The sequence below is a fragment of the Streptococcus sp. 1004_SSPC genome, assembly GCF_001069025.1.
Classification (GTDB): domain Bacteria; phylum Bacillota; class Bacilli; order Lactobacillales; family Streptococcaceae; genus Streptococcus; species Streptococcus vestibularis.
Genome location: NZ_JWGQ01000062.1, coordinates 76,332 through 97,912 on the forward strand (window position 1 = coordinate 76,332; position 21,581 = coordinate 97,912).

General features: G+C 39.2%; 25 protein-coding genes and 1 tRNA gene. 24 read left to right on the forward strand and 2 right to left on the reverse strand.

Annotation, left to right across the window (positions count from 1 at the left end; all coding sequences use genetic code 11):
* Positions 1 to 77 precede the first annotated feature (77 nt).
* The 21 genes from pfkA to ADF62_RS05260 all read left to right on the forward strand — a co-directional run bounded on the left by pfkA (position 78) and on the right by ADF62_RS05260 (position 16,518).
* The gene (gene pfkA, locus ADF62_RS05175; RefSeq protein WP_003092540.1) at positions 78 to 1,097 is read left to right on the forward strand and encodes a 6-phosphofructokinase; all 1,020 of its coding nucleotides are present in this window, start codon (positions 78 to 80) and stop codon (positions 1,095 to 1,097) included.
* Positions 1,098 to 1,166: 69 nt separating this feature from the next.
* Positions 1,167 to 2,669 (forward strand): pyruvate kinase, encoded by a 1,503-nt coding sequence (gene pyk / locus ADF62_RS05180; RefSeq protein WP_048788242.1) that lies wholly within the window; start codon positions 1,167 to 1,169, stop codon positions 2,667 to 2,669.
* Positions 2,670 to 3,388: 719 nt separating this feature from the next.
* Positions 3,389 to 3,484 carry a YSIRK-type signal peptide-containing protein gene (locus ADF62_RS11875; RefSeq protein WP_160312377.1) on the forward strand — a complete coding sequence of 32 codons (96 nt, stop codon included), beginning with the start codon at positions 3,389 to 3,391 and terminating at the stop codon, positions 3,482 to 3,484.
* The gene (locus ADF62_RS05185) at positions 3,468 to 3,884 is read left to right on the forward strand and encodes a hypothetical protein (RefSeq protein ID WP_003096991.1); all 417 of its coding nucleotides are present in this window, start codon (positions 3,468 to 3,470) and stop codon (positions 3,882 to 3,884) included. The genes ADF62_RS11875 and ADF62_RS05185 overlap by 17 nt, the downstream gene beginning before the upstream one ends.
* A 76-nt stretch (positions 3,885 to 3,960) precedes the next feature.
* The gene (locus tag ADF62_RS05190) at positions 3,961 to 4,749 is read left to right on the forward strand and encodes a surface-associated protein CshA (RefSeq protein ID WP_003096994.1); all 789 of its coding nucleotides are present in this window, start codon (positions 3,961 to 3,963) and stop codon (positions 4,747 to 4,749) included.
* Positions 4,728 to 4,982 carry a hypothetical protein gene (locus ADF62_RS10760; RefSeq protein WP_239664991.1) on the forward strand — a complete coding sequence of 85 codons (255 nt, stop codon included), beginning with the start codon at positions 4,728 to 4,730 and terminating at the stop codon, positions 4,980 to 4,982. Before ADF62_RS05190 ends, ADF62_RS10760 begins: the two co-directional genes overlap by 22 nt.
* Positions 4,954 to 5,067 carry an LPXTG cell wall anchor domain-containing protein gene (locus tag ADF62_RS11450; RefSeq protein WP_227278705.1) on the forward strand — a complete coding sequence of 38 codons (114 nt, stop codon included), beginning with the start codon at positions 4,954 to 4,956 and terminating at the stop codon, positions 5,065 to 5,067. Before ADF62_RS10760 ends, ADF62_RS11450 begins: the two co-directional genes overlap by 29 nt.
* A gap of 183 nt (positions 5,068 to 5,250) precedes the next feature.
* A complete protein-coding gene (locus ADF62_RS05195) occupies positions 5,251 to 5,472 on the forward strand; it encodes a DUF4649 family protein (protein ID WP_002890796.1) in 222 nt (73 codons plus the stop codon).
* Between the two features lie 135 nt (positions 5,473 to 5,607).
* On the forward strand, positions 5,608 to 6,609 hold the full coding sequence (trpX, locus tag ADF62_RS05200; protein ID WP_048788243.1) for a tryptophan ABC transporter substrate-binding protein: 1,002 nt from the start codon (positions 5,608 to 5,610) through the stop codon (positions 6,607 to 6,609).
* 9 nt (positions 6,610 to 6,618) lie between these two features.
* Positions 6,619 to 7,488: an ABC transporter permease gene (locus ADF62_RS05205; RefSeq protein WP_003096997.1), complete on the forward strand. Its 870-nt coding sequence runs from the start codon at positions 6,619 to 6,621 to the stop codon at positions 7,486 to 7,488.
* Positions 7,485 to 8,243: an ABC transporter ATP-binding protein gene (locus tag ADF62_RS05210; protein WP_003096999.1), complete on the forward strand. Its 759-nt coding sequence runs from the start codon at positions 7,485 to 7,487 to the stop codon at positions 8,241 to 8,243. The genes ADF62_RS05205 and ADF62_RS05210 overlap by 4 nt, the downstream gene beginning before the upstream one ends.
* A 179-nt stretch (positions 8,244 to 8,422) precedes the next feature.
* Positions 8,423 to 10,084, forward strand: a complete 1,662-nt coding sequence (locus ADF62_RS05215; RefSeq protein WP_048788244.1) for a ribonuclease J — start codon at positions 8,423 to 8,425, stop codon at positions 10,082 to 10,084.
* A gap of 135 nt (positions 10,085 to 10,219) precedes the next feature.
* Positions 10,220 to 11,002, forward strand: a complete 783-nt coding sequence (locus ADF62_RS05220; protein WP_048788245.1) for an alpha/beta hydrolase — start codon at positions 10,220 to 10,222, stop codon at positions 11,000 to 11,002.
* A gap of 119 nt (positions 11,003 to 11,121) precedes the next feature.
* On the forward strand, positions 11,122 to 11,841 hold the full coding sequence (locus ADF62_RS05225; RefSeq protein ID WP_048788246.1) for a matrixin family metalloprotease: 720 nt from the start codon (positions 11,122 to 11,124) through the stop codon (positions 11,839 to 11,841).
* Positions 11,842 to 11,853: 12 nt separating this feature from the next.
* Positions 11,854 to 12,225: a hypothetical protein gene (locus ADF62_RS05230; RefSeq protein WP_048788247.1), complete on the forward strand. Its 372-nt coding sequence runs from the start codon at positions 11,854 to 11,856 to the stop codon at positions 12,223 to 12,225.
* Between the two features lie 85 nt (positions 12,226 to 12,310).
* Complete coding sequence (locus tag ADF62_RS05235) at positions 12,311 to 12,754, forward strand: flavodoxin (protein ID WP_003092543.1); 444 nt, start codon at positions 12,311 to 12,313, stop codon at positions 12,752 to 12,754.
* 50 nt (positions 12,755 to 12,804) lie between these two features.
* The gene (locus ADF62_RS05240) at positions 12,805 to 14,340 is read left to right on the forward strand and encodes a ClC family H(+)/Cl(-) exchange transporter (RefSeq protein WP_048788248.1); all 1,536 of its coding nucleotides are present in this window, start codon (positions 12,805 to 12,807) and stop codon (positions 14,338 to 14,340) included.
* 72 nt (positions 14,341 to 14,412) lie between these two features.
* Positions 14,413 to 14,685, forward strand: a complete 273-nt coding sequence (locus ADF62_RS05245; protein ID WP_037621434.1) for a chorismate mutase — start codon at positions 14,413 to 14,415, stop codon at positions 14,683 to 14,685.
* A 9-nt stretch (positions 14,686 to 14,694) separates the two neighbouring features.
* On the forward strand, positions 14,695 to 15,921 hold the full coding sequence (locus ADF62_RS05250) for a voltage-gated chloride channel family protein (protein ID WP_048788249.1): 1,227 nt from the start codon (positions 14,695 to 14,697) through the stop codon (positions 15,919 to 15,921).
* A gap of 127 nt (positions 15,922 to 16,048) precedes the next feature.
* Positions 16,049 to 16,396, forward strand: coding sequence for a 50S ribosomal protein L19 (gene rplS, locus ADF62_RS05255; protein WP_002883489.1), 348 nt, complete (start codon positions 16,049 to 16,051; stop codon positions 16,394 to 16,396).
* Positions 16,397 to 16,446: 50 nt separating this feature from the next.
* A tRNA-Arg gene (locus tag ADF62_RS05260) sits at positions 16,447 to 16,518 on the forward strand.
* 179 nt (positions 16,519 to 16,697) lie between these two features.
* Here ADF62_RS05260 and ADF62_RS05265 read toward each other — a convergent pair.
* Complete coding sequence (locus ADF62_RS05265) at positions 16,698 to 17,513, reverse strand: hypothetical protein (protein ID WP_048788250.1); 816 nt, start codon at positions 17,511 to 17,513, stop codon at positions 16,698 to 16,700.
* 654 nt (positions 17,514 to 18,167) lie between these two features.
* Positions 18,168 to 18,344: a DUF3042 family protein gene (locus ADF62_RS09940; RefSeq protein WP_065425429.1), complete on the reverse strand. Its 177-nt coding sequence runs from the start codon at positions 18,342 to 18,344 to the stop codon at positions 18,168 to 18,170.
* Between the two features lie 75 nt (positions 18,345 to 18,419).
* On the opposite strand from ADF62_RS09940, the gene miaA reads away from it, so the two are divergent.
* The 3 genes from miaA to dnaX are packed head-to-tail and all read left to right on the forward strand — an operon-like array spanning position 18,420 to position 21,516.
* On the forward strand, positions 18,420 to 19,319 hold the full coding sequence (miaA, locus tag ADF62_RS05275; RefSeq protein WP_048788251.1) for a tRNA (adenosine(37)-N6)-dimethylallyltransferase MiaA: 900 nt from the start codon (positions 18,420 to 18,422) through the stop codon (positions 19,317 to 19,319).
* A 44-nt stretch (positions 19,320 to 19,363) separates the two neighbouring features.
* Positions 19,364 to 19,864 (forward strand): GAF domain-containing protein, encoded by a 501-nt coding sequence (locus tag ADF62_RS05280; RefSeq protein WP_179944330.1) that lies wholly within the window; start codon positions 19,364 to 19,366, stop codon positions 19,862 to 19,864.
* A complete protein-coding gene (gene dnaX, locus ADF62_RS05285) occupies positions 19,864 to 21,516 on the forward strand; it encodes a DNA polymerase III subunit gamma/tau (protein WP_048788253.1) in 1,653 nt (550 codons plus the stop codon). Before ADF62_RS05280 ends, dnaX begins: the two co-directional genes overlap by 1 nt.
* The last annotated feature ends 65 nt before the right edge of the window (positions 21,517 to 21,581 follow it).

Consider the following 21,581-nt stretch of genomic DNA (forward strand, 5'->3'; position numbering starts at 1 on the left):
TTTTCAAATTTAAAGCCATTTAGAATTCTTTGTGTTATAATGAAAATGTTAAATATATAAAAGGAGTATCAGGAATAATGAAACGTATTGCTGTTTTGACTAGTGGTGGAGATGCCCCTGGTATGAACGCTGCCGCTCGTGCAGTTGTTCTCAAAGCAATTTCTGAAGGAATTGAAGTATTCGGCATTAACCGTGGATACGCTGGTATGGTTGAAGGAGATATCTTCCAACTTGATGCCAAAGGCGTAGACAACATCCTCAGCCGTGGTGGTACTTTCCTTCAGTCTGCTCGCTATCCTGAGTTTGCCCAACTTGAGGGTCAACTTAAAGGTATTGAGCAACTTAAAAAACATGGAATCGAAGGTGTAGTAGTTATTGGTGGAGATGGTTCTTACCATGGTGCTATGCGTTTGACTGAACATGGTTTCCCAGCAGTTGGTCTTCCAGGAACTATCGATAACGATATCGTTGGTACAGACTACACAATTGGTTTTGATACAGCTGTTGCAACTGCAACAGAAGCCTTGGATAAAATCCAAGATACTGCTTTCAGTCATGGACGTACTTTTGTCGTTGAGGTAATGGGACGTAACGCTGGTGATATCGCTCTTTGGGCTGGTATTGCTTCTGGTGCAGACCAAATTATTGTACCTGAAGAAGAGTACGACATCAATGAAGTTGTTCGTAAAGTTAAAGAAGGTTACGAATCAGGTGCTAAAACTCACCATGTAATCGTACTTGCTGAAGGTGTTATGGGTGCAGAAGAATTTGCAACTAAAATGAAAGAAGCTGGAGACACTTCAGATCTTCGCGCAACAAACATTGGACACGTGGTTCGTGGTGGTACACCAACTGCGCGTGACCGTGTTCTTGCTTCATGGATGGGTGCGCATGCGGTTGACCTCCTTAAACAAGGTATTGGTGGTGTAGCTGTTGGTATCCACAATGAAGAGCTTGTTGAAAGCCCAATCCTTGGTACAGCAGAAGAAGGTGCTTTGTTCAGTCTTACTGAAGACGGTAAAATTATCGTTAACAATCCGCACAAAGCTCGTCTTGACTTTGCAGACCTTAACCGTTCATTGTCTAACTTGAGCTAATCTCAGTTACTTAAATTATTGTTAATCCGTCGCTAAGGCGACAAAAAATATAAGGGAGTTTTATTTATCATGAATAAACGTGTAAAAATCGTTGCAACACTTGGTCCTGCGGTTGAAATCCGTGGTGGCAAAAAATTTGGTGAAGATGGTTACTGGAGTGAAAAACTTGACCGTGAAGCATCTGCTAAAAACATTGCTCAATTGATCAAGGAAGGTGCCAACGTTTTCCGTTTCAACTTCTCACATGGTGACCACGCTGAACAAGGTGAACGTATGGATGTCGTTCGTATGGCAGAAGACCTTGCAGGTCAAAAAGTAGGTTTCCTTCTTGATACAAAAGGACCTGAAATTCGTACAGAATTGTTCGAAGGTGATGCTAAAGAGTATGCATACAAAACTGGTGAACAAATTCGTGTTGCTACTAAACAAGGTATCAAATCAACTCGCGACGTTATCGCTTTGAACGTTGCAGGCGCACTTGACGTTTTTGACGATGTAGAAGTTGGTAAACAAGTTCTTGTCGATGATGGTAAACTTGGTCTTCGTGTTGTAGAAAAAGATGCTGAAAAACGTGAATTCATCGTTGAAGTTGAAAATGATGGTATCATCGCTAAACAAAAAGGTGTAAACATTCCTAACACTAAAATCCCATTCCCAGCACTTGCTGAAAGAGATAATGACGATATTCGTTTCGGTCTTGAACAAGGTCTTAACTTTATCGCTATCTCATTTGTGCGTACTGCAAAAGACGTACAAGAAGTTCGTGCTATCTGTGAAGAAACTGGTAATGGACATGTTAAATTGTTGGCTAAAATCGAAAACCAACAAGGTATTGAAAACATTGATTCAATCATCGAAGCTGCTGATGGTATCATGATTGCACGTGGTGACATGGGTATCGAAGTTCCATTTGAAATGGTTCCAGTTTACCAAAAAATGATCATCACAAAAGTCAATGCTGCAGGTAAGATTGCTGTTACAGCAACAAACATGCTTGAAACAATGACTGATAAACCTCGTGCAACTCGTTCAGAAGTATCTGACGTATTTAACGCAGTTATTGATGGTACTGATGCTACAATGCTTTCAGGTGAATCTGCAAACGGTAAATACCCTGTAGAATCAGTTCGTACAATGGCTACAATTGATAAAAATGCACAAACTCTTCTTAAAGAGTATGGTCGTCTTGATTCATCAACATTTGGTCGTTCAAGCAAGACTGAAGTTGTTGCATCTGCAGTTAAAGATGCTACTAACTCAATGGATATCAAACTTGTCGTTGCACTTACTGAATCTGGTAACACAGCTCGTTTGATTTCTAAATACCGTCCAGAAGCTGACATCTTGGCAGTAACATTCGATGAAATTACTCAAAAATCATTGATGCTTAACTGGGGTGTTATTCCAGTAGTTACTGAAAAACCTGCTTCAACTGATGACATGTTTGATGTTGCTGAAAAAGTTGCATTGCATTCAGGTCTTGTAGAATCTGGTGATAACATTGTTATCGTTGCTGGTGTTCCAGTAGGTACAGGTGGTACAAACACTATGCGTATCCGCACAGTAAAATAATTTAAGTTATACTTAAATATAAAGAAGGTCCATGAGGATCTTCTTTTTTTAGTTTTATATTTTATTTAACTATAAAATTTATCTAGTGGAATATGCTATATAGATTATCTTTGAGGAAGTGGATTAATGGGGGGATATAAAATGGCTGAGTTGGTTATAAATGAGTATTATGATAAATTACATGATTTTTCGTTGAATCTTAGCTTTTATTTTGATTGTAAAATCCTAGAAGATTCAGGTATAGCTGTAATAGTATAGACTTTACACTCCTATTTTAAGTAGCTAGCTAAATTGAATTGCTTAAGATAATTTGCCTAGAAATATATTGTTTTAGCTACATTTATTTTAAGAGTGTATACGAAATTTGTTAAAGCTCCTAGAAACTTTCAAAAAGACACTAAAGAGACGTTTTATGAAGTTGACTATAATGATTAGGATTTAGAAATTTAAACATTTCCCTTGAATTCATTTTTCTAAGGTTAATTAATGTAATTGCTTTCTTCGAAATAATGAAACTTTAAAATTATTTTTTTGGACAATTTTAAATACTGGTAAACATACGCATATATTTTATATAGACTTGGATAAAGTTATATTTATACAAAAAATAAATTATCTTTACTGATCGTGTTAGAATGTTAAACGATTAATATTTTAAAATACTTTTAATCTCATTGAGGGGTAGGATACTAAAATGTTAAGTGTGGAGGATTACCAAAGTGGGTAAAGATTTATTAAATAATTGTATAAGTCGATTTTCAATTCGTAAACTCAATGTAGGCGTGTACTCTGTCTTACTTGGAACTTGGTACTGATAACGAAGTTTTAGCAGATGAGTTAACTACAGAAGTTCAAACAGCTGGTGTAGCAAGTGCCGCTACACCTATTAGTCAAGATGCACAACTATATAGTACATTGGCATTAATGATTGCGAACGAAGCAACAAGTGAAACTGCACTCTCAGTTGCAGATAGCCAAGCAAGTGATAAAACTGAACCTTCTCAATCTAGAGATAACGGTAGTGGAACTGCTAAATCGATAGATTCATCAAGTCAAACATCAGAAGCCAAGAATCATGAATCATCTTCTACAGCTCAAGCCTCATTAGAGAATTTGGTAGTTGCTAACGGTTTGACAAATACTTCAGCACTTTCTGTAAGTAATGAATTAGAGGCAACTGAGGCAGCCATAATGAATACTGAATCAGATTACTGATAACAACGGCTATACAACTGATTGAGTTTCTAAAGACAAAGAAGCACTTCCTTCTATAAATGAAGTTTGGGATAGCATGGATGGTCTATATATTCCAACTGTTACTCCGAAGGAACTTGAAGGAGAAGACAAGACATCTATGGATGTTCAAGGAGTTAGTCAAACTGGTACTCCAGAATTAGCTATTGAAGGAACAAATAATAATGGTGAGAAAGTTAAAATCACACCTGATTTTGATTATATGTCCAAGTTTGTCGATCCAACAACTGGAAATGTAATCAATGATCCTATTTCGACTGTAGAAGGAGAAGGAATCTACTATTTAGATGGGCTGACTGGAAAGGTTACCTTTGTACCAGACCCAGGATTTACTGGAACTGCCGAGGGCGTAACAGTTTCTCTTACGACTTCAGTTGGTCGTGATAAAGATGGTAGAGTGTCAGATAATGCTCTTAAGACTGCAACTGATAAGTACACACAAACTGTCACAACAGTTACTTCAATTGGTAAGAAGAGTGCAACTCAAACAGGCAAGCCAATCTTTACTGAAGGTGACATCCATATATCAATAAATGATGTCGTTCCAGTTACATTTGAAGATAGCACCACTACCAAGACTATTTCAGATCTTGTTAGTTACACGGTAGCAGCAGATGGTACAGTAATATTCATACCAGAAGCTGAATTTACAAGACTTGTCCCAGCAGTTACAGTGGTTCATGAAGATGTGAACAGAACTAAGTCTCCAGCGACTTACACACCTACCGTATTGCCAATTACGTCATTTGTAGATAAGGGTGGTAGGGAAATCCTACAGTTGATGGTGAACAAGCAAAAGCTGAAATTCCAGGTTATCGCTTCGTAGAAACCAAGAAATTACTTAATTATGATATCGAACATGTCTACGAACAAGTAACGATATCATACGTTGATGAAAATGGTAATACTCAGCGCATTTACAAACAGACTGTGACTCCAACACCAGAGTTACATCCAACTCTACAACCAGAAGAGGCTAAGGCTCCAGTTCTCCCAGAAACAAAAGAAGAAGCATACTTTATCAATCCAACTGACAGCTCAACTTCCAGAAACTGGTAGTGAGAATTCAAATCTTGCATTTGTTAGTTTGTCAAGTCTTCTAGCAGGAATGGGACTCTATGCTAGAAAACGACGCAAATGTTAAAATCAATTATCAGTCGTTTAGGGTAGTAGAATTCTGATTCGAATCAATATAGATCTCACAGCATTTGCCATGGGGTCTATTTGTATAGTCTAGCCTGCTAGTTTTTTAAGTCGTCATGATTGACTTTACTCTCTAAGAAGCGTAATCTAGACATTAATTAAAGGATAAAAAGGAGGTCCCTCGATGATTGAAGTAACTTATTTAAATACTGCAAAGCAAGAAAAACACACTTCTTTTGAAGATTACAATGAATTTGTCAGAGCACAGCAAGCTTGTTGGATTGCCTTACCGGATTCAACGCCAGTCACTAAGGTGACTATAAACGGACATGATATTGGCTACAAAGGACAATATGGCGACCTTTACTTTTATATTATGAAGCTAGACTTGGCACAATATCAGTAATAATAAGAAAAAGAATCAGACATCGTGTTCTGATTCTTTTTCTTTGAGAAAGGTAATTTTTATAAATTAAGAATATTGCTAATTGACTGAAAATGACTTACAATAGAAAGTAAGAATTTATATAAGGAGACAGATATGAAAAACAAGCGTTTAATTTGGACTTTGGTTTTCTTAGCTATCTTGACGCTCGGCTCCATTGGTACAGATCTGTTCAAAAAAGAACACCAAGATGCCAATAAGGTCGTCAAAGTAGGAATCCTTCAGTTCGTCACTCATGATGCCCTGGATCAAATCGAGAAAGGTATTGAGGATGGACTTAAGGAAGCTGGCTATAAAAGGAACAAGGTTCAAGTTACCCTCCTAAATGCCGAAGGGGATCAATCAAAGATTCAAACCATGTCTAAACAATTGGTCAACGACAAGAACGATGTCGTTATCGGCATTGCCACACCAGCAGCACAAGGGCTAGCGGCAGCTACCAAGGATATTCCAGTCATTATGGGGGCTATCTCGGACCCTGTTGGGGCAAAATTGGTTAAGGATCTCAAGCATCCAGAAGGTAATGTTACTGGTACCTCTAACCAAGTGCCGATTAAGCAGACAGTAGAATTGGTCAAATCACTGACACCCAACGCCAAAACGATTGGTATTCTCTACGCTTCAAGTGAAGATAATTCCAAATCACAGGTTGAAAACTTTAAAAAATATGCTGAACAAGATGGTCTAAATGTGGTCGAGTATGCCGTACCATCAACCAATGAAATCAATACAACCATGTCAGTCATGACTGGTAAGGTAGATGCTATCTGGACGCCACAAGATAATACTATTGCCTCAGCCTTTTCAACTGTAATCTCATCAGCCAACCAAGCTAAGATTCCAGTTTATACGACAGTTGATACGATGGTGAAAGAGGGCGGTTTGGCTTCAGTTGCTCAAAGCCAATATGAGCTTGGGAAAGCTACAGCTCGCAGTGCCGTTAAGGTTCTAAAAGGTAAAAAAGTTAAGGATGTCCCAGTTGATGTTATCGATGATGGCACTCCAACGCTCAACCTTAAAGTTGCTCAAGACCTCAATATCACCATCCCTGAAAATGTGCTTAAACAGTCAGACATTGCTGTCAAGGCTGATAAATAAGGAGGACTTATGATTATTTCATCTATTTATCAGGGGCTTCTATACGGAATCCTAGGTCTTGGGATTTACATGACTTTCCGTATCTTGGATTTTCCTGATTTGACAACAGAAGGTTCTTTCCCACTAGGTGGGGCAGTAGCAGTAACCCTTATGAATTTTGGTTGGAACCCCATCTTGGCGACCTTGGTTGCTGTTTTGGCCGGCTGTGGTGCTGGACTTGTGACTGGTCTCCTCTATACTAAGGGAGAAATTCCTACTATTTTGGCAGGGATTTTGGTCATGACTTCTCTTAACTCAGTCATGCTTATGATTATGGGTAGGGCCAACCTAGGACTTCTTGATATTAAGACTATTCAAGATTTACTTCCTTTCAGCAAGGATTACAACCTCTTAATCGTCGGTCTCATTGCTGTAACCATTGTTATCACTGCCTTGATTGCCTTTCTTAACACGCGTCTAGGGCAAGCCTATATTGCCACAGGTGATAATAGAGACATGGCTAAATCTTTTGGTATCAATACGGATTCAATGGAAGTGATGGGACTTGTTATCTCAAATGGTATTATTGCCCTCTCAGGAGCCTTGATTAGTCAACAGGACGGTTATGCCGACGTTTCAAAAGGGATTGGGGTTATCGTCATCGGACTTGCCAGCATTATCATTGGTGAAGTCTTGTATACGACTAACTTGACCTTGTTGGAACGACTGATTGCCATCTGTGTAGGTTCAATCCTTTATCAGTTCCTTTTGACAGCAGTTATCGCTCTTGGATTTAACACGAACTACCTCAAACTCTTTAGTGCGATTGTTCTGGCCATTTGCTTGATCTCGCCTGTCCTACGCCGAAAATTCTTTAAAGGGGTGAGCTTATCACGATGACAGCTATTGTAGAACTCAAAGATGCGACTGTTAAGGTCAATAACGGTTTTAACACCGAAAAAACCATCCTGGACCATGTCAACCTTACCATTAGAGAAGGTGATTTTATTACCATTCTTGGTGGAAATGGTGCCGGGAAATCAACCCTCTTCAACGTCATTGCAGGGACCCTCATGTTGACCAGTGGTCAGATTTTCATCTTGGGTGAGGATGTTACGTCTCTCCCTGCTGAGAAGCGTGCGAAGTACCTCTCACGAGTCTTCCAAGATCCTAAAATGGGGACAGCTCCTCGTATGACCGTTGCAGAAAACCTCTTGATTGCCAAATACCGTGGCGAAAAACGAGGCCTTAAATCACGCCAAATTCATCTCTACACAGAGGAATTTCAAGGTCTGATTGAACGTATTAGTAATGGTTTAGAAAAGCACCTAGAAACACCAGCAGGTCTTCTATCAGGTGGTCAGCGCCAAGCCCTTAGCCTTTTAATGGCAACTCTTAAACGTCCTGAGCTCTTGCTCTTAGATGAGCACACCGCAGCCTTGGATCCTAAGACAAGTGTGGCTCTTATGGAGTTGACTGATGAGTTTGTGACGGGCGACCATCTTACAGCCTTAATGATTACCCATCACATGGAAGATGCTCTTAAATATGGGAACCGTCTTATCGTTATGAAGGATGGACAAATCATTAAAGATCTTACCAAGGAAGAAAAGGATCAATTGGATATCACAGACTACTATGCTATGTTCGAGTAGGCCCAGATTGACTCTAAATTGTAAAATAAGCTAAAAAGTTGTATACTTAAAGAGTATGCAACTTTTTGTTGTGGCCTGTAAATCGACAAGGAGACTGTTCGCACGAACGTTCAGCTTCTTGGACCGTCTGTAAAAATAGGCTCTAGAAGAGAGTCAAACTAAAAAGGAGAAAAACAAGCATGAGCGATATTAAAATTATTGCCCTAGGTGGAGTGCGTGAAAATGCTAAAAACCTCTATATTGTTGAAATTAACGACTCTATCTTTATCTTGGATGCTGGTCTAAAGTATCCTGAAAATGAACAACTAGGTGTTGACTTTGTCATCCCTAACTTAGATTACTTGATTGAAAATAGAGATCGTATCCAAGGGATTTTCTTAACTCACGGACACGCCGATGCCATTGGTGCCCTACCTTATATCTTGCAAGAAGTCAAAGCACCAGTTTTTGGATCATCACTCACAATTGAGTTAGCTAAACTTTTTGTCAAGAATGCTGGCGTTAAGAGATTCAATAACTTCCATGTTATTGATGCAGAAACAGAAATTGAATTTGAGGATGCTGAGGTTTCATTCTTCAAAACAACGCACTCTATTCCAGAATCAATGGGGATTGTTCTTGGCACTGACCAAGGTAATATTGTCTATACTGGTGACTTCAAGTTTGACCAAGCTGCTCGCCCTTACTACAAAACTGATTTAAGTCGCTTGGCTGAAATCGGTCGAGAAGGTGTCTTGGCACTCTTGTCAGACTCAGCAAATGCGACAAGTACGGAACAAACAGCTTCAGAAGCAGAAGTTGGTCAAGAAATTGACCAAGTTATTGCTGATGCAGAGGGACGTGTTATTGTTGCTGCAGTTGCCTCAAACTTGGTACGTATTCAACAAGTCTTCGATTCAGCTGCAGATCACGGACGTCGCGTTGTTCTTACTGGTTTTGACGTAGAAAATATTGTCCGTACAGCCATCCGTCTTAAAAAATTGACTGTGGAGCATGAAAAACTTATTGTCAAACCAAAAGACATGAACAAGTTTGAAGACCACGAGTTGATTATCCTTGAAAATGGTCGTATGGGTGAACCAATCGATGGTCTCCAAAAGATGGCTGTTGGTCGTCACCGTTACGTTCAAATTAAGGATGGAGATCTGGTTTATATCGTAACCACACCAAGCATTGCTAAAGAAGCTGTAGTGGCACGTGTCAACAACGCTATCTATAAAGCCGGTGGAACTGTTAAGATGATTACGCAGAGCCTTCGTGTATCTGGACATGCCAATGCTCGTGAACTTCAATTGATGATTAACCTCCTTCGTCCACAGTATCTCTTCCCTGTCCAAGGTGAGTACCGTGACCTTCAAGCCCATGCAGAGTTAGCCTTGGAAGTTGGTATTCTTCCAGAAAACATTTATATCGTTAAACGCGGTGACATCATGCACTTGTCAGAGGATCAAGGTTTCCTTCATGAAGGAGCTGTTCCAGCCGGTGATGTTATGATTGACGGTAATGCCATCGGTGATGTGGGTAATATCGTCCTTCGTGACCGCAAGGTCTTGTCTGAAGATGGTATCTTTATCGTAGCTATCACTGTTAACAAGAAGGAACGTAAGATTGTCTCTAAAGCGCGTGTGAATACACGTGGGTTCGTTTATGTGAAGAAGAGCCGTGACATTCTTCGTGAGGCTGCTGACATTGTCAATGCTACCGTTGAAAATTACTTGGCAGGAGACAGCTTTGATTGGGGTGAACTTAAAGGTGCCGTCCGAGACGATGTAGCTAAGTTCCTCTTTGACCAAACTAAACGTCGCCCAGCGATTCTTCCAGTAGTCATGGAAGTACGTTAATCATTGATTTTACATTAAGAGTGTGAGCGTCTCGCTTGCATTCATCGAAGTAGAGGTAAATCTCGACAAGATTTTCTTCTTAAAGCAGAAGCTGGGATACCCCAGCTTTTCTGACGTTTAGAAAGGAAAATATAAATGGCTTTTTTTCAAATTGAATACTCATCAGACGTTCTAGGGCAATACCGCCAAGTAGATGTTATCTATCCGGATCGTGATCAGATTGCTGAAAGGGAAAGTGATATGGATATTCCGGTTCTCTATCTCCTTCATGGCATGGGGGGCAATCATAATTCTTGGGCCTTCCGTACCAATATTCAGCGTCTCCTTCGTAAGACTAATCTCATCGTTATTATGCCTAACACGGAAAATGGCTGGTATACAAATACCAACTACGGGGTTAAGTATTACGATGCCATTGCTAAGGAGCTTCCTCAAGTTATGCAACGTTTCTTCCCTAGTATGACTAAGAAGCGTGAAAAGACCTTTATCGCTGGACTTTCTATGGGTGGCTATGGTTCTTTCAAACTAGCCTTAACGACAAATAACTTTGCTTGTGCAGGTTCCTTCTCTGGTGCCCTTGGATTATCAGCGGAGATGATTACAGATGAGACGAGTGAGTCTAAGGAATACTGGCAAGGTGTCTTTGGCGATTTGGAAGGAAAAGACATTGAGCAGCATAAACTGGTTAATCTAGCCAAGCAACATGACAAGAAAACCAAATTCTTTGCCTGGTGTGGTCTTGAGGATTTCCTTTTTGACTCTCAAAACAAAGCAGTAGCTGACTTGAAAGCTCTTGGTTTGGACATTGACTACCGCACGGACCATGGAAGACATGAGTGGTATTATTGGGAAAAACAACTAGAAGCCTATTTAGAATGGTTACCTATTGATTACATTAAAGAAGAACGTTTATCTTAATTGGTCAAGTATGTAACATCTTATCAAAGAGATGATAAAAGCTTAAAGTGATATTTTTTACTTTTTAGAACTATTAGAGCATGATATACTAGGGGAAGTTTCGAAAAGGAGGCTCTGTATTGAAAAAATTATTGAGAGTAATCTTCTATATTCCCAAACTTCTTTTACAATTTATATGGAATCTTATTTGGGCTATTTTTAAACTTGCCCTTATCCTAACCATAGTTGGTTATGGACTTATCTATTATGCTAATAACTCTTCAAGTACCTTAGCTACAAACATTAACCAAGCCTTTCGACAAGTTGAGCTAGGTTTTAGTGGGACCAATGCAAGTGATGTTAAAAAGGTCGTTTCAAGCCTATCGACGACAGATACAATTCCTGAGTCTAATGGTGCCAGATGGGTACAAAATACAGCTAGCGTCTATATTCAATCTACCAATGAAACCTTGGTAGCAGCTTATAAGGAGGCTATCAACAACTGGAATAACACGGGTGCTTTCATCTTTACTTTAACTGATGATGCTTCAACAGCTGACATTGTTGCGACTGACTATTCCGATGCGAATTCACAGGCAGCTGGTCTAGCGGACAGTCAGACTAATGTTTTAACAAATCGTATCACTCATGTGGATGTTAAGTTGAATCGTTATTTCCTCTTGAATAGTGATTTTGGTTATACTCACAAGCGTATTGTGAATACGGCTGAGCACGAATTGGGGCATGCCATCGGCTTAGATCACGATGACTCTAAGACATCCGTTATGCAATCAGCTGGATCTTATTACGGGATTCAACAGGTGGATATTGATACGGTCCATGCTCTTTATGCTAATTAAGGAGGAGCTGTCATGCACTATTTGAAACGCCTTGCTAGACGTTACCCTATGCAAACCTTCCTTTTTCTTTTCAATGCTGGGGTCTTTACTTGGTTGCAAACAACAGGAACCATGATTGCCAATCGTTTGGGCTTATCAAGTGATGGCATTTATATTTATATTCCCACTTGGGTAAAAATGCTGACTAGTCATTCCATAGAGAGTATTCAAACCCTTTACGGTGCTTCTGGATGGAGTTGGCTAATCACCTCTATGATTCTTACTTGGCTCTTGACTTTTCTGAGAGGTCTCATGAGAGCAGTGATTCTCATTCTGATAGTTGGTCTTGGCTTATGGCTAGTCTATCGACACTTTGAACTTTTACAAAATCTAAAACTGTCCTGATGGGCAGTTTTTTTGAGTTATTAGGTCATTTATTTTCTGAAGAAATATGATATAATATAGCTAATTTATTATTTTGGAGGACATTATGGCTTTAGCAAAAATCGTTTATGCCAGTATGACCGGTAACACGGAAGAAATCGCAGATATCGTTGCCAAAAAATTGGAAGAATTGGGTCACACTGTAGATGTAGACGAGTGTACAACGGTTGATGCCGCTGATTTTGAAGATGCGGACATCTGTATTGTAGCGACTTACACTTATGGTGATGGGGAGTTGCCAGATGAAATCGTTGACTTTTACGAAGATTTGGCTGATCTCGATTTGTCAGGTAAAATCTTTGGTGTTGTAGGTTCAGGAGATACTTTCTACGATTATTTCTGTAAATCAGTTGATGAATTTGAAACACAATTCACCTTTACTGGTGCAACAAAAGGTGCGGATAGTGTCAAAGTTGACCTTTCTGCTGAAGATGAAGATATCGAAAACCTCGAAGCTTTCGCTGAGAAAGTTTCAGAAGCATTAGCATAAGAAAAAGCAGAGTAAAGTCTGCTTTTATTGTAGTTAAAAATGGAGTTTTTATGAATGAAATAGAAAGAGATTTTAGGACGCAATCTCAACATCTCCTTTGGTCCGTTTGGCGTGGGCTCTTAGTCGGTGTGGCTGCAGGTGCAGTCGTTAGCTTCTTTCGTTGGTTAATTGCTAAAGGGGCCCAAATCTCGGTATCCATTTATCAAGACGCCCTGCACAATCCAGTCCTTATTTTAGAAATTGTCTTTGTCAATTTGGTCTTTGCTATTTTAATTGGTTATCTCATTAAGCAGGAAAAAGACATCAAGGGATCAGGGATTCCTCATGTTGAAGGGGAACTGATGGGGCTCTTACATCCGTCTTGGTGGTCAGTTTTATGGCGTAAGTTCCTAGGAGGTGTTCTTGGGATTTCAATGGGACTGATGTTGGGTCGTGAGGGGCCTAGTATTCAACTAGGTGCCATGACTGCTAAGGGATTAGCCGAGGGACTTAAGCTCTCTGCGCGTGAGAAGCGCGTCTTGATTGCTGCAGGAGCAGCAGCAGGGTTATCGGCTGCCTTCAATGCCCCAATTGCAGGTCTTCTATTTGTCGTCGAAGAAGTCTATCATCATTTCTCTCGTCATGTTTGGGTGACAGCTTTAACGGCATCTTTAGTAGCCAATGCTGTTTCCCTACGCATCTTTGGCCAGGTACCAGTCCTTGCTATGACAGAAAAATTACCCGTATTTCCTTTGAAAGATTATTGGATTCTTATTGTCTTGGGGATTTTTCTAGGTGTGTTTGGATACGGTTATGAGTGGGTTGTCTTACGTATTGGTAAGGTCTACCAAGGGTTAGGAAAAATCTTCCACTTGCCATCTTATTTTCATGGCCTTTTGGCAGTTCTGTTTATCATTCCTATAGGCCTCTATTTTCCACATCTTTTAGGTGGTGGGAATGAATTGATTCTTGCCCTAAATGGTTTACATCCTGCTCTAACTGTGGCTATCCTCTATTTGGCTATTCGCTTTATTTGGAGTATGTTGTCATTCGGGTCAGGTTTTCCTGGTGGTATTTTCCTTCCGATTTTGACTCTCGGTGCTCTCTCTGGTAGCGTTTTTGCTGCAACTTTTGAAAATTTAGGTTTCTTGGATTCGACTCAGTTCCCCATCTTCATCATCTTAGGCATGGCAGGTTATTTCGGTGCAGTATCCAAGGCACCGCTAACTGCTATGATTTTGGTGACTGAGATGGTAGGGGATCTTCACCAGTTAATGACAATTGGTGTCGTGACCCTAATTGCCTATCTGGTCATGGATTTCATGGGAGGAGAACCTGTCTATGAAGCCATGCTTCACAATCTAATCGCTCACGAACCAAAGCAAGTTGATAAAATACCGACGATGATTGACTTACCAGTTACAGACAGTCTAGCCGGTCGATTGGTTAAGGATTTAACCTTACCTGATGGGGTTTTGATTTCCACTCAGATTTTTCAAGACCAGTCTGAAGTTGTTCATGGAGACACACGTCTAAAAGCAGGAGCAACCCTGTATCTGGTTGTTAATGAAAGTAATATCAGTCAGGTAAGAAAACTCTTTTTATAAGCAATTCAATGGCTTGAGGCTCTTTTCTCCTCAGATCATTTTTGTTATAATGAAGAGAAAAAGGAGGTCAGTATGGACTTAAATGAGATTCGCCAACAGATTGACACCGTTGATAATGAGATCGTGGCTTTGTTGGAAGAACGTATGAAATTGGTAACTCGAGTAAGTGCTTATAAACAACGCACTGGAAAGGCAATTTATGATCCTGAGCGTGAGCAGGCCTTGCTGAATAAAGTAGCAGCGAGTGTTACAAATCCAGAATACCAAGAGGCTATCGTAGCGAGTTTTGCGGATATTATGAAGCACTCACGTACTTATCAAGCAGGGAAGCTTGAAGGAAAGTAGGCTACTAAAATGAAAGTTAGACAATTAAGTGAGAGTCAAGGTCTCTCATACTCCAATCTAGTGATTTTGAGTCTATATGCTGTCTTTCTAGGAGTGATAGTTGGACTAATTGATGCTATTTTTGGTCGTGTTCTTATAGGGCTTTCAGAATATCGAGACCATCATCTCTTTTATCTAGTCCCAGCGCTTCCTATAGCGGGGCTTTTGATTGTTTACCTATACCAAAGGTTTGCAGGCAAAGCAGCACAAGGGATGGGCTTAATTTTCAAGGTTGGTCACAATGAGGAGAAGCAGGTACCTTTAAGATTAATCTCACTTGTGACAGTGACAACGTGGCTGACCCATCTTTTTGGGGGCTCTGCAGGTCGAGAAGGAGTTGCTGTTCAGCTCGGAGCCACAGTTTCCCATGCTTTTAGTCGCTATTTTAAGATCCCTAATGCTTCACGCATTTTCTTGACCATGGGGATGGCAGCTGGTTTTGGAGGGCTCTTCCAAACACCAATCGCTGCGACCTTCTTTGCTCTTGAGGTCTTGATACTGGGACAGTTAAGCCTACCAATTCTAGCACCAACTCTTATCGCATCTTTTGTAGCTAGTACAACAAGTCATTTTTTAGGACTTGAAAAGTTTAGTCACTTTGTATCTGACAGTTTGAGTATTGATCTTGAGACTTTTGTTAAATTAGTTCTTTTAGGTCTTACCTTTGGTTTAGTAGGTAATCTCTTTGCCTATCTATTGGCAATGGCTAAAAAAAAGGTTGCTAGTATTCTTCCTAATCCCTACTATCGTGTTCTTTTAGGAAGTGTCGTATTGACCTGTCTTCTCTTGCTTTTGTGGAAGGGGCGCTATACAGGACTTGGAACAAATTTGATTGCTTTAAGTGTTGGTGGTGGGACCATTTATCCATTTGATTGGCTCTTGAAATTGCTCTTGACCGTCTTTACTTTATCTCTTGGTTTCCAAGGAGGAGAAGTAACACCCCTATTTGCTATCGGAGCAAGTCTTGGTGCTGTTCTAGCACCAGTTCTAGGACTTCCAATTCCACTTGTAGCAGGTCTTGGTTATTTGTCAGTCTTTGGTAGCAGTACCAATACCATTTTAGCACCGATTTTTATTGGCGTTGAAGTCTTTGGTCCCGCTAATGCAGTCCCTTACGCGATTGTCATGGCTTTTGCTTATCTTATTAATCATAAGACTAGTATATATGGTCAACAAAAAATGCTAGAAATGCAATAAGATACTAGACAATCGAGTAAATTTTTGATAAGATACTAAGAGTGTGTAATGGACGCACAAAAATAACGGCTAATCCGCTGGGACACAAAGGTTGCTCTTAAGATTAGTAAGATAGGAGTATATAAAAATGAATCCATTAATCCAAAGTTTGACAGAAGGTCAACTTCGTACTGACATCCCATCATTCCGTCCTGGTGACACAGTTCGCGTTCACGCGAAAGTTGTCGAAGGAACTCGCGAACGTATCCAGATCTTTGAAGGTGTAGTTATTTCACGCAAAGGTCAAGGGATCTCAGAAATGTACACAGTTCGTAAAATCTCAAGCGGTATCGGTGTAGAACGTACTTTCCCAATCCACACTCCACGTGTTGAAAAGATTGAAGTTGTACGCTACGGTAAAGTCCGCCGTGCTAAACTTTACTACTTGCGTGCTTTGCAAGGTAAAGCTGCACGTATCAAAGAAATCCGTAAATAATTTACAGATTTCGACAAAAAAATCTGTCCTCGTGGCAGATTTTTTCATAAGTCCTCTTAGTTAAATGGATATAACAACTCCCTCCTAAGGAGTCGTTGCTGGTTCGATTCCGGCAGGGGACATTTTTAAGCCTCTAACCATGCGGTTTTAAAGCGTTTTGTCCACATTGAAGTTTTCTTTTTTCGAAATGGGCTATATTCTGTTTTGTGTAGTTTCATTAAGTGCATAATGGAAGGTATGAGAAATTTATATATTTCCCATCTTATAATACAAGATTATTCTTTGCTCTACAGTTAAGAGTCTATTTTTTTATTTTGTTTATGGCATAGTTAATACGTTTTGTAAAAACATCTACCCACATATCACCCCCATAAAGAGGTTGTTTATCGCTCAAAAAAGTTTCACAAATTTTGATTTCATTCTCGTAATCTTTTAGTCCACGATAATTCTTAGCAATTCTTTCGAAAAGTGGAGCATGAAAATCAACGAAGTCATTCTTCAATAATGGTAATAGTATAGAGTTAGATTCTTCAAATCTTTTGAGTTTTCCCAATTTCTCACCTTTTTGAAAGACTTTAAAATATTTACCTCTTTTATTAATATTTTCTAGTTCAGTGAGTCTTTGGGTCGCTTTCTCTACTTCACCAATTTGTGAGAGCCATTCTGCATGTTCTTTTATGAAAAGTTTATGATTTTCATAATTATGTTTTTTTTCTTCAGTTGTGGTCCACCCATTTTTATGTAATTCAATATACTTACGATTTTTATCAATTGTTTCATTTCCAAGTTTTGTAACCATAAAATTTTTATCAACTAATCCTAAATCTATTAGTTTTTTGACTTGATTAAACGGAGATGTAATTCCATAATTTCTTGATAAGTGACTTGGGTAAGATTTAAAATCTTGACCAAATCTTTTTATAACCCATAAAAATATCAAATCGGATATTCTTAGATTTGATCCTGGAATTATTTCATTTGCCCAGGGTAATACATTGTCAAACAGGAAACCGTCCCAATTTTTAATTTCTCTACCAAATATCAAAAATGGTTTTTGTGTAGGTAAAGTAGGAGTAGTCTTTCTAAAAAAATTATCGATAGATTTTATAAAGTTCATTTTTAACCTCACTAATTTCTTTTGTAGATATAGGTAACTTTTGTAAGAAAATTATCAGCAACAATATTTTCTTGTATTTGATAATATTTTGTTCTGAAATTAAAACTTGAGAACACTTGATGACTGTATCACATTTGCACTGAATACATAATTTTAAAACTTTCTGTTTATTACAATAAATTATAACTTTTATATCTCTAACCTGCAATGATTCTGTAATTATTTATAGTTTTTTAGCTCCTAACAATTGATTAAGCTTTAAATAACAATAAGTAAACTGGTTTAATGAGTCTCTTTAAAAGAGGCTTTTTTATTGAGTTATAAATAAAAGATGATAGGTAAAGAATATGAAATAATCATTTTTGATGTACCAAATAAACTTTTCTGAGGATATTATATTGTGATAAAAAGGCCTGAGATTTTGAATAACAGGCGATTGGAAGTTTGGTGAAGATATTGTTTTATCTACTTTGGAGATTGAACAAAAGTGTCCAAAACAAATTGCGAATTATGTTTTTATTTCATTCTGGAACCATAATAACTATTGAGATTACCTTTAGATTTTTCCCTTTGATGTGATTATCAGACCAGTTAACTAACGTAAAAGAAATCTATCTCTTCAATCAAAAAACCAGGTTTCCCTGGTTATAACTATTAGCGGCTTACACGACGGCGAGCTGCTTTTTTACGGTTTTCTTCGATGAAAGCCAATTTCTTTTCTTCTGGTTCGATAATTGTCTTTTTAACTGCGAAAACGGCACCTGCAACAGTAGCAGCAGTTCCGAGAATACCAGTAGCAAGACCTTTAGCAAATGAATGTTTTTTAGCCATGAGACTATCCTCCGTATATGTTATAATATGCTTATATTATCTAAAAAAATATCTAGAATAGCAAGTGGAAACATTATGAAAACCAAACTTATTGTAGTGGCTGGCCCTACCGCTGTGGGGAAAACGGCACTTGGAATTGAATTGGCCCAGCGTTTTAATGGGGAGATAATTTCGGGAGATAGCCAGCAGATTTATCGACAATTGAATATAGGAACTGCAAAGGCCACTCCTGAAGAACAGGCAGCGGCAGTGCATCATCTGATTGATGTCCGAGATGTCGATGAGTCTTATTCAGCCTATGATTTTGTGACTGAAGCGCAAATTGCCATTACTGAAATTGTCAATCGTGGCAAACTTCCTATTATTGTTGGTGGTACAGGTCTCTATTTGCAAAGTCTTCTTGAAGGTTATCATCTGGGTGGTCAAGTGGATCAAGAGCAGGTGTTAGCCTATCGCTCTGAGTTAGAGCAACTTTCTGATTTGGAACTTTTTGAGCAGATCGATAGTTTAGGTATAGAGATAAAGGAGATTAATCGTCGTCGTTCCATTAGGGCTCTTGAGTTGCATCGCTTTTCTGATAATCCTGAAAATACAGAGACGACTTTTGATACTTTTATTATTGGGTTGGATGATGAGCGTTCCTTAATTTATGACCGTATTAATACTCGTGTTGACAAGATGGTTGAACTTGGGCTTTTGGAAGAGGCTAAGTGGCTCTATGATAATTATCCTGAGGTCCAGTCCGCACGTGGAATTGGCTACAAGGAATTATTTCCTTATTTTTCTGGGAAACAAACTTTAGATGAGGCCTTAGAAAAACTTAAGCAAAATACCCGTCGATTTGCTAAACGCCAATTAACCTGGTTCAGAAATCGCATGAGGGTTAAGTTTTATCAGATTTCTAGTCCAGATTATCCTGAAAATGTGATTCAAGATCTTGCTTTATTTTTAAATGAAAGGGAAGGATCGGAGTAGGTGGTTCCTAGTTTTAAATACCTATCTTTGCTATAATAATAACTATGACTAAAGAAGAAAAAAAATCAGCCTATGAAATAATGCTAGCTCAGGCTAAGGCACTTTTTACCAATGAAGACAATGCTCTGGCCAACTTTTCTAATGCCTCGGCTCTTTTGAATACCATATTGCCAAACTCAGTGTTCACAGGTTTTTATCTATTGGATCATGCTAAAAACGAGTTAATCCTTGGACCATTTCAAGGGAATGTCTCTTGTGTTCGAATTGCCTTAGGTAAGGGTGTTTGTGGCCAATCTGCGGCAGAAAATAGAACCTTGATTGTCCAAGATGTCACTAAACATGCCAACTATATTGCCTGTGATTCTGCTGCTCGAAGTGAGATTGTTGTCCCTATGGTGAAGGATGGTACATTAGTTGGTGTTCTTGATTTGGATTCTCATCAAGTAGGAGACTACGATGACATTGACCAAGACTATCTTGAACAGTTTGTCAAAGTCTTACTTGAAAAAACAAATCTTACTTTTGCAATGTTTGAGGTTAACTAATGTATCAAGCCTTATATCGTAAATACCGTAGTCAGACTTTTGGCGAGATGGTTGGTCAAAAAGTGATTTCAACCACGCTAAGACAGGCGGTAGAGTCAGGAAAAATCAGCCACGCCTATCTCTTTTCTGGCCCACGTGGTACTGGTAAGACCAGTGCAGCAAAAATTTTTGCCAAAGCAATGAATTGTCCTAATCAGGTCGATGGTGAGCCATGTAACCACTGTGATATCTGTCGTGATATTACTAACGGCAGTCTTGAAGATGTTATTGAGATCGATGCGGCTTCCAATAACGGTGTTGATGAGATTCGTGAGATTCGTGATAAGTCAACCTATGCTCCAAGTCGTGCGACTTACAAGGTCTATATTATTGACGAAGTTCACATGCTCTCGACAGGTGCCTTCAATGCTCTTTTGAAGACTTTGGAAGAACCAGCTCAAAATGTTGTTTTTATCCTGGCGACCACTGAATTACATAAGATTCCTGCAACCATTCTTTCTCGTGTCCAACGTTTTGAGTTTAAATCGATCAATCAGGGAGCTATTAAGGAGCATTTGGCTTCAATTCTGGAAAAAGAAGGATTAACCTTTGATGATGAGGCTTTGACCATTATTGCTCGTCGTGCGGAAGGTGGTATGCGTGATGCTTTGTCAATCTTAGACCAAGCACTGAGTCTTTCTCCTGACAATCATGTCAGCCAAGCCGTAGCTGAAGAAATCACTGGTTCTATTGGTTTAACAGCCCTAGATAGTTTTGTCGCTAACGTTCGCAATCAAGAGACTACGCAAGCTTTATCAAATCTTGAAACTCTTTTTGATAATGGTAAGTCTATGAGCCGTTTTGCGACTGATCTATTGGAGTATTTCCGTGATCTTTTGATTGTCAAAGCGGGCGGAGAGAACAGTCATCATAGTCCCCTTTTTGAAGAAAACCTTTCTCTGGAGCAAGACCGACTTTTCCAATTGATTGACTTGGTTACAACTGCCTTGTCAGAAATTAAAACTGGGACACATCCTAAAATCTATGCGGAGATGCTGACTATAAAATTGTCAGAAACCCATAGTCAGATGTCACAAGAAATTCCAGAGAATTTACAAGAAGAGTTAGATAGTCTTCGTCGCGAAGTAGAAGGCCTACGTAAAGCTCTTAAAGAGGGCAAAGTCCAAGGAGATGCATTACCAACTCGAAAAGCCAAACCTGCTTATCAGTACAAGGTGGATCGTGAAAAGATTCTCACTATTATGCGTGAAACCATGGAAAATCCCCAGAAATCACGCCAGTGTCTGGATGCTCTAAAGGCAACTTGGCCTGAAATTTTGGATTCTATTAGCCCACAAAATAGGGCCCTTTTGAATGGATCTGAGCCTGTACTAGCCAATCAGGAAAATGCCATCCTGGCATTTAATGCTGCCTTTAATGCTGAACTGGTCATGAAACGTAGTGATCTCAATGATATGTTTGGTAATATCATGAGTTCAGCTGCCGGTTTCTCGCCTAATATTATGGCTGTTCCAAAATCAGAATTTGAAAAACTCCGTACAGAATTTGCACGAAGTCTAAAATCTAAGGAAGAGTTAGAAAAAGAAGATCGTGAAGAGTATATCCCTCAAGAACTCGAGTTTCTCTCTGATGTTGTCGAAATAGAGGACTAAAAAGGTCCAGTGGACCTTTTTAGGTCCGAGCCAAGAAATGAAAAAGCGAGGAGGTCCAGTGGACC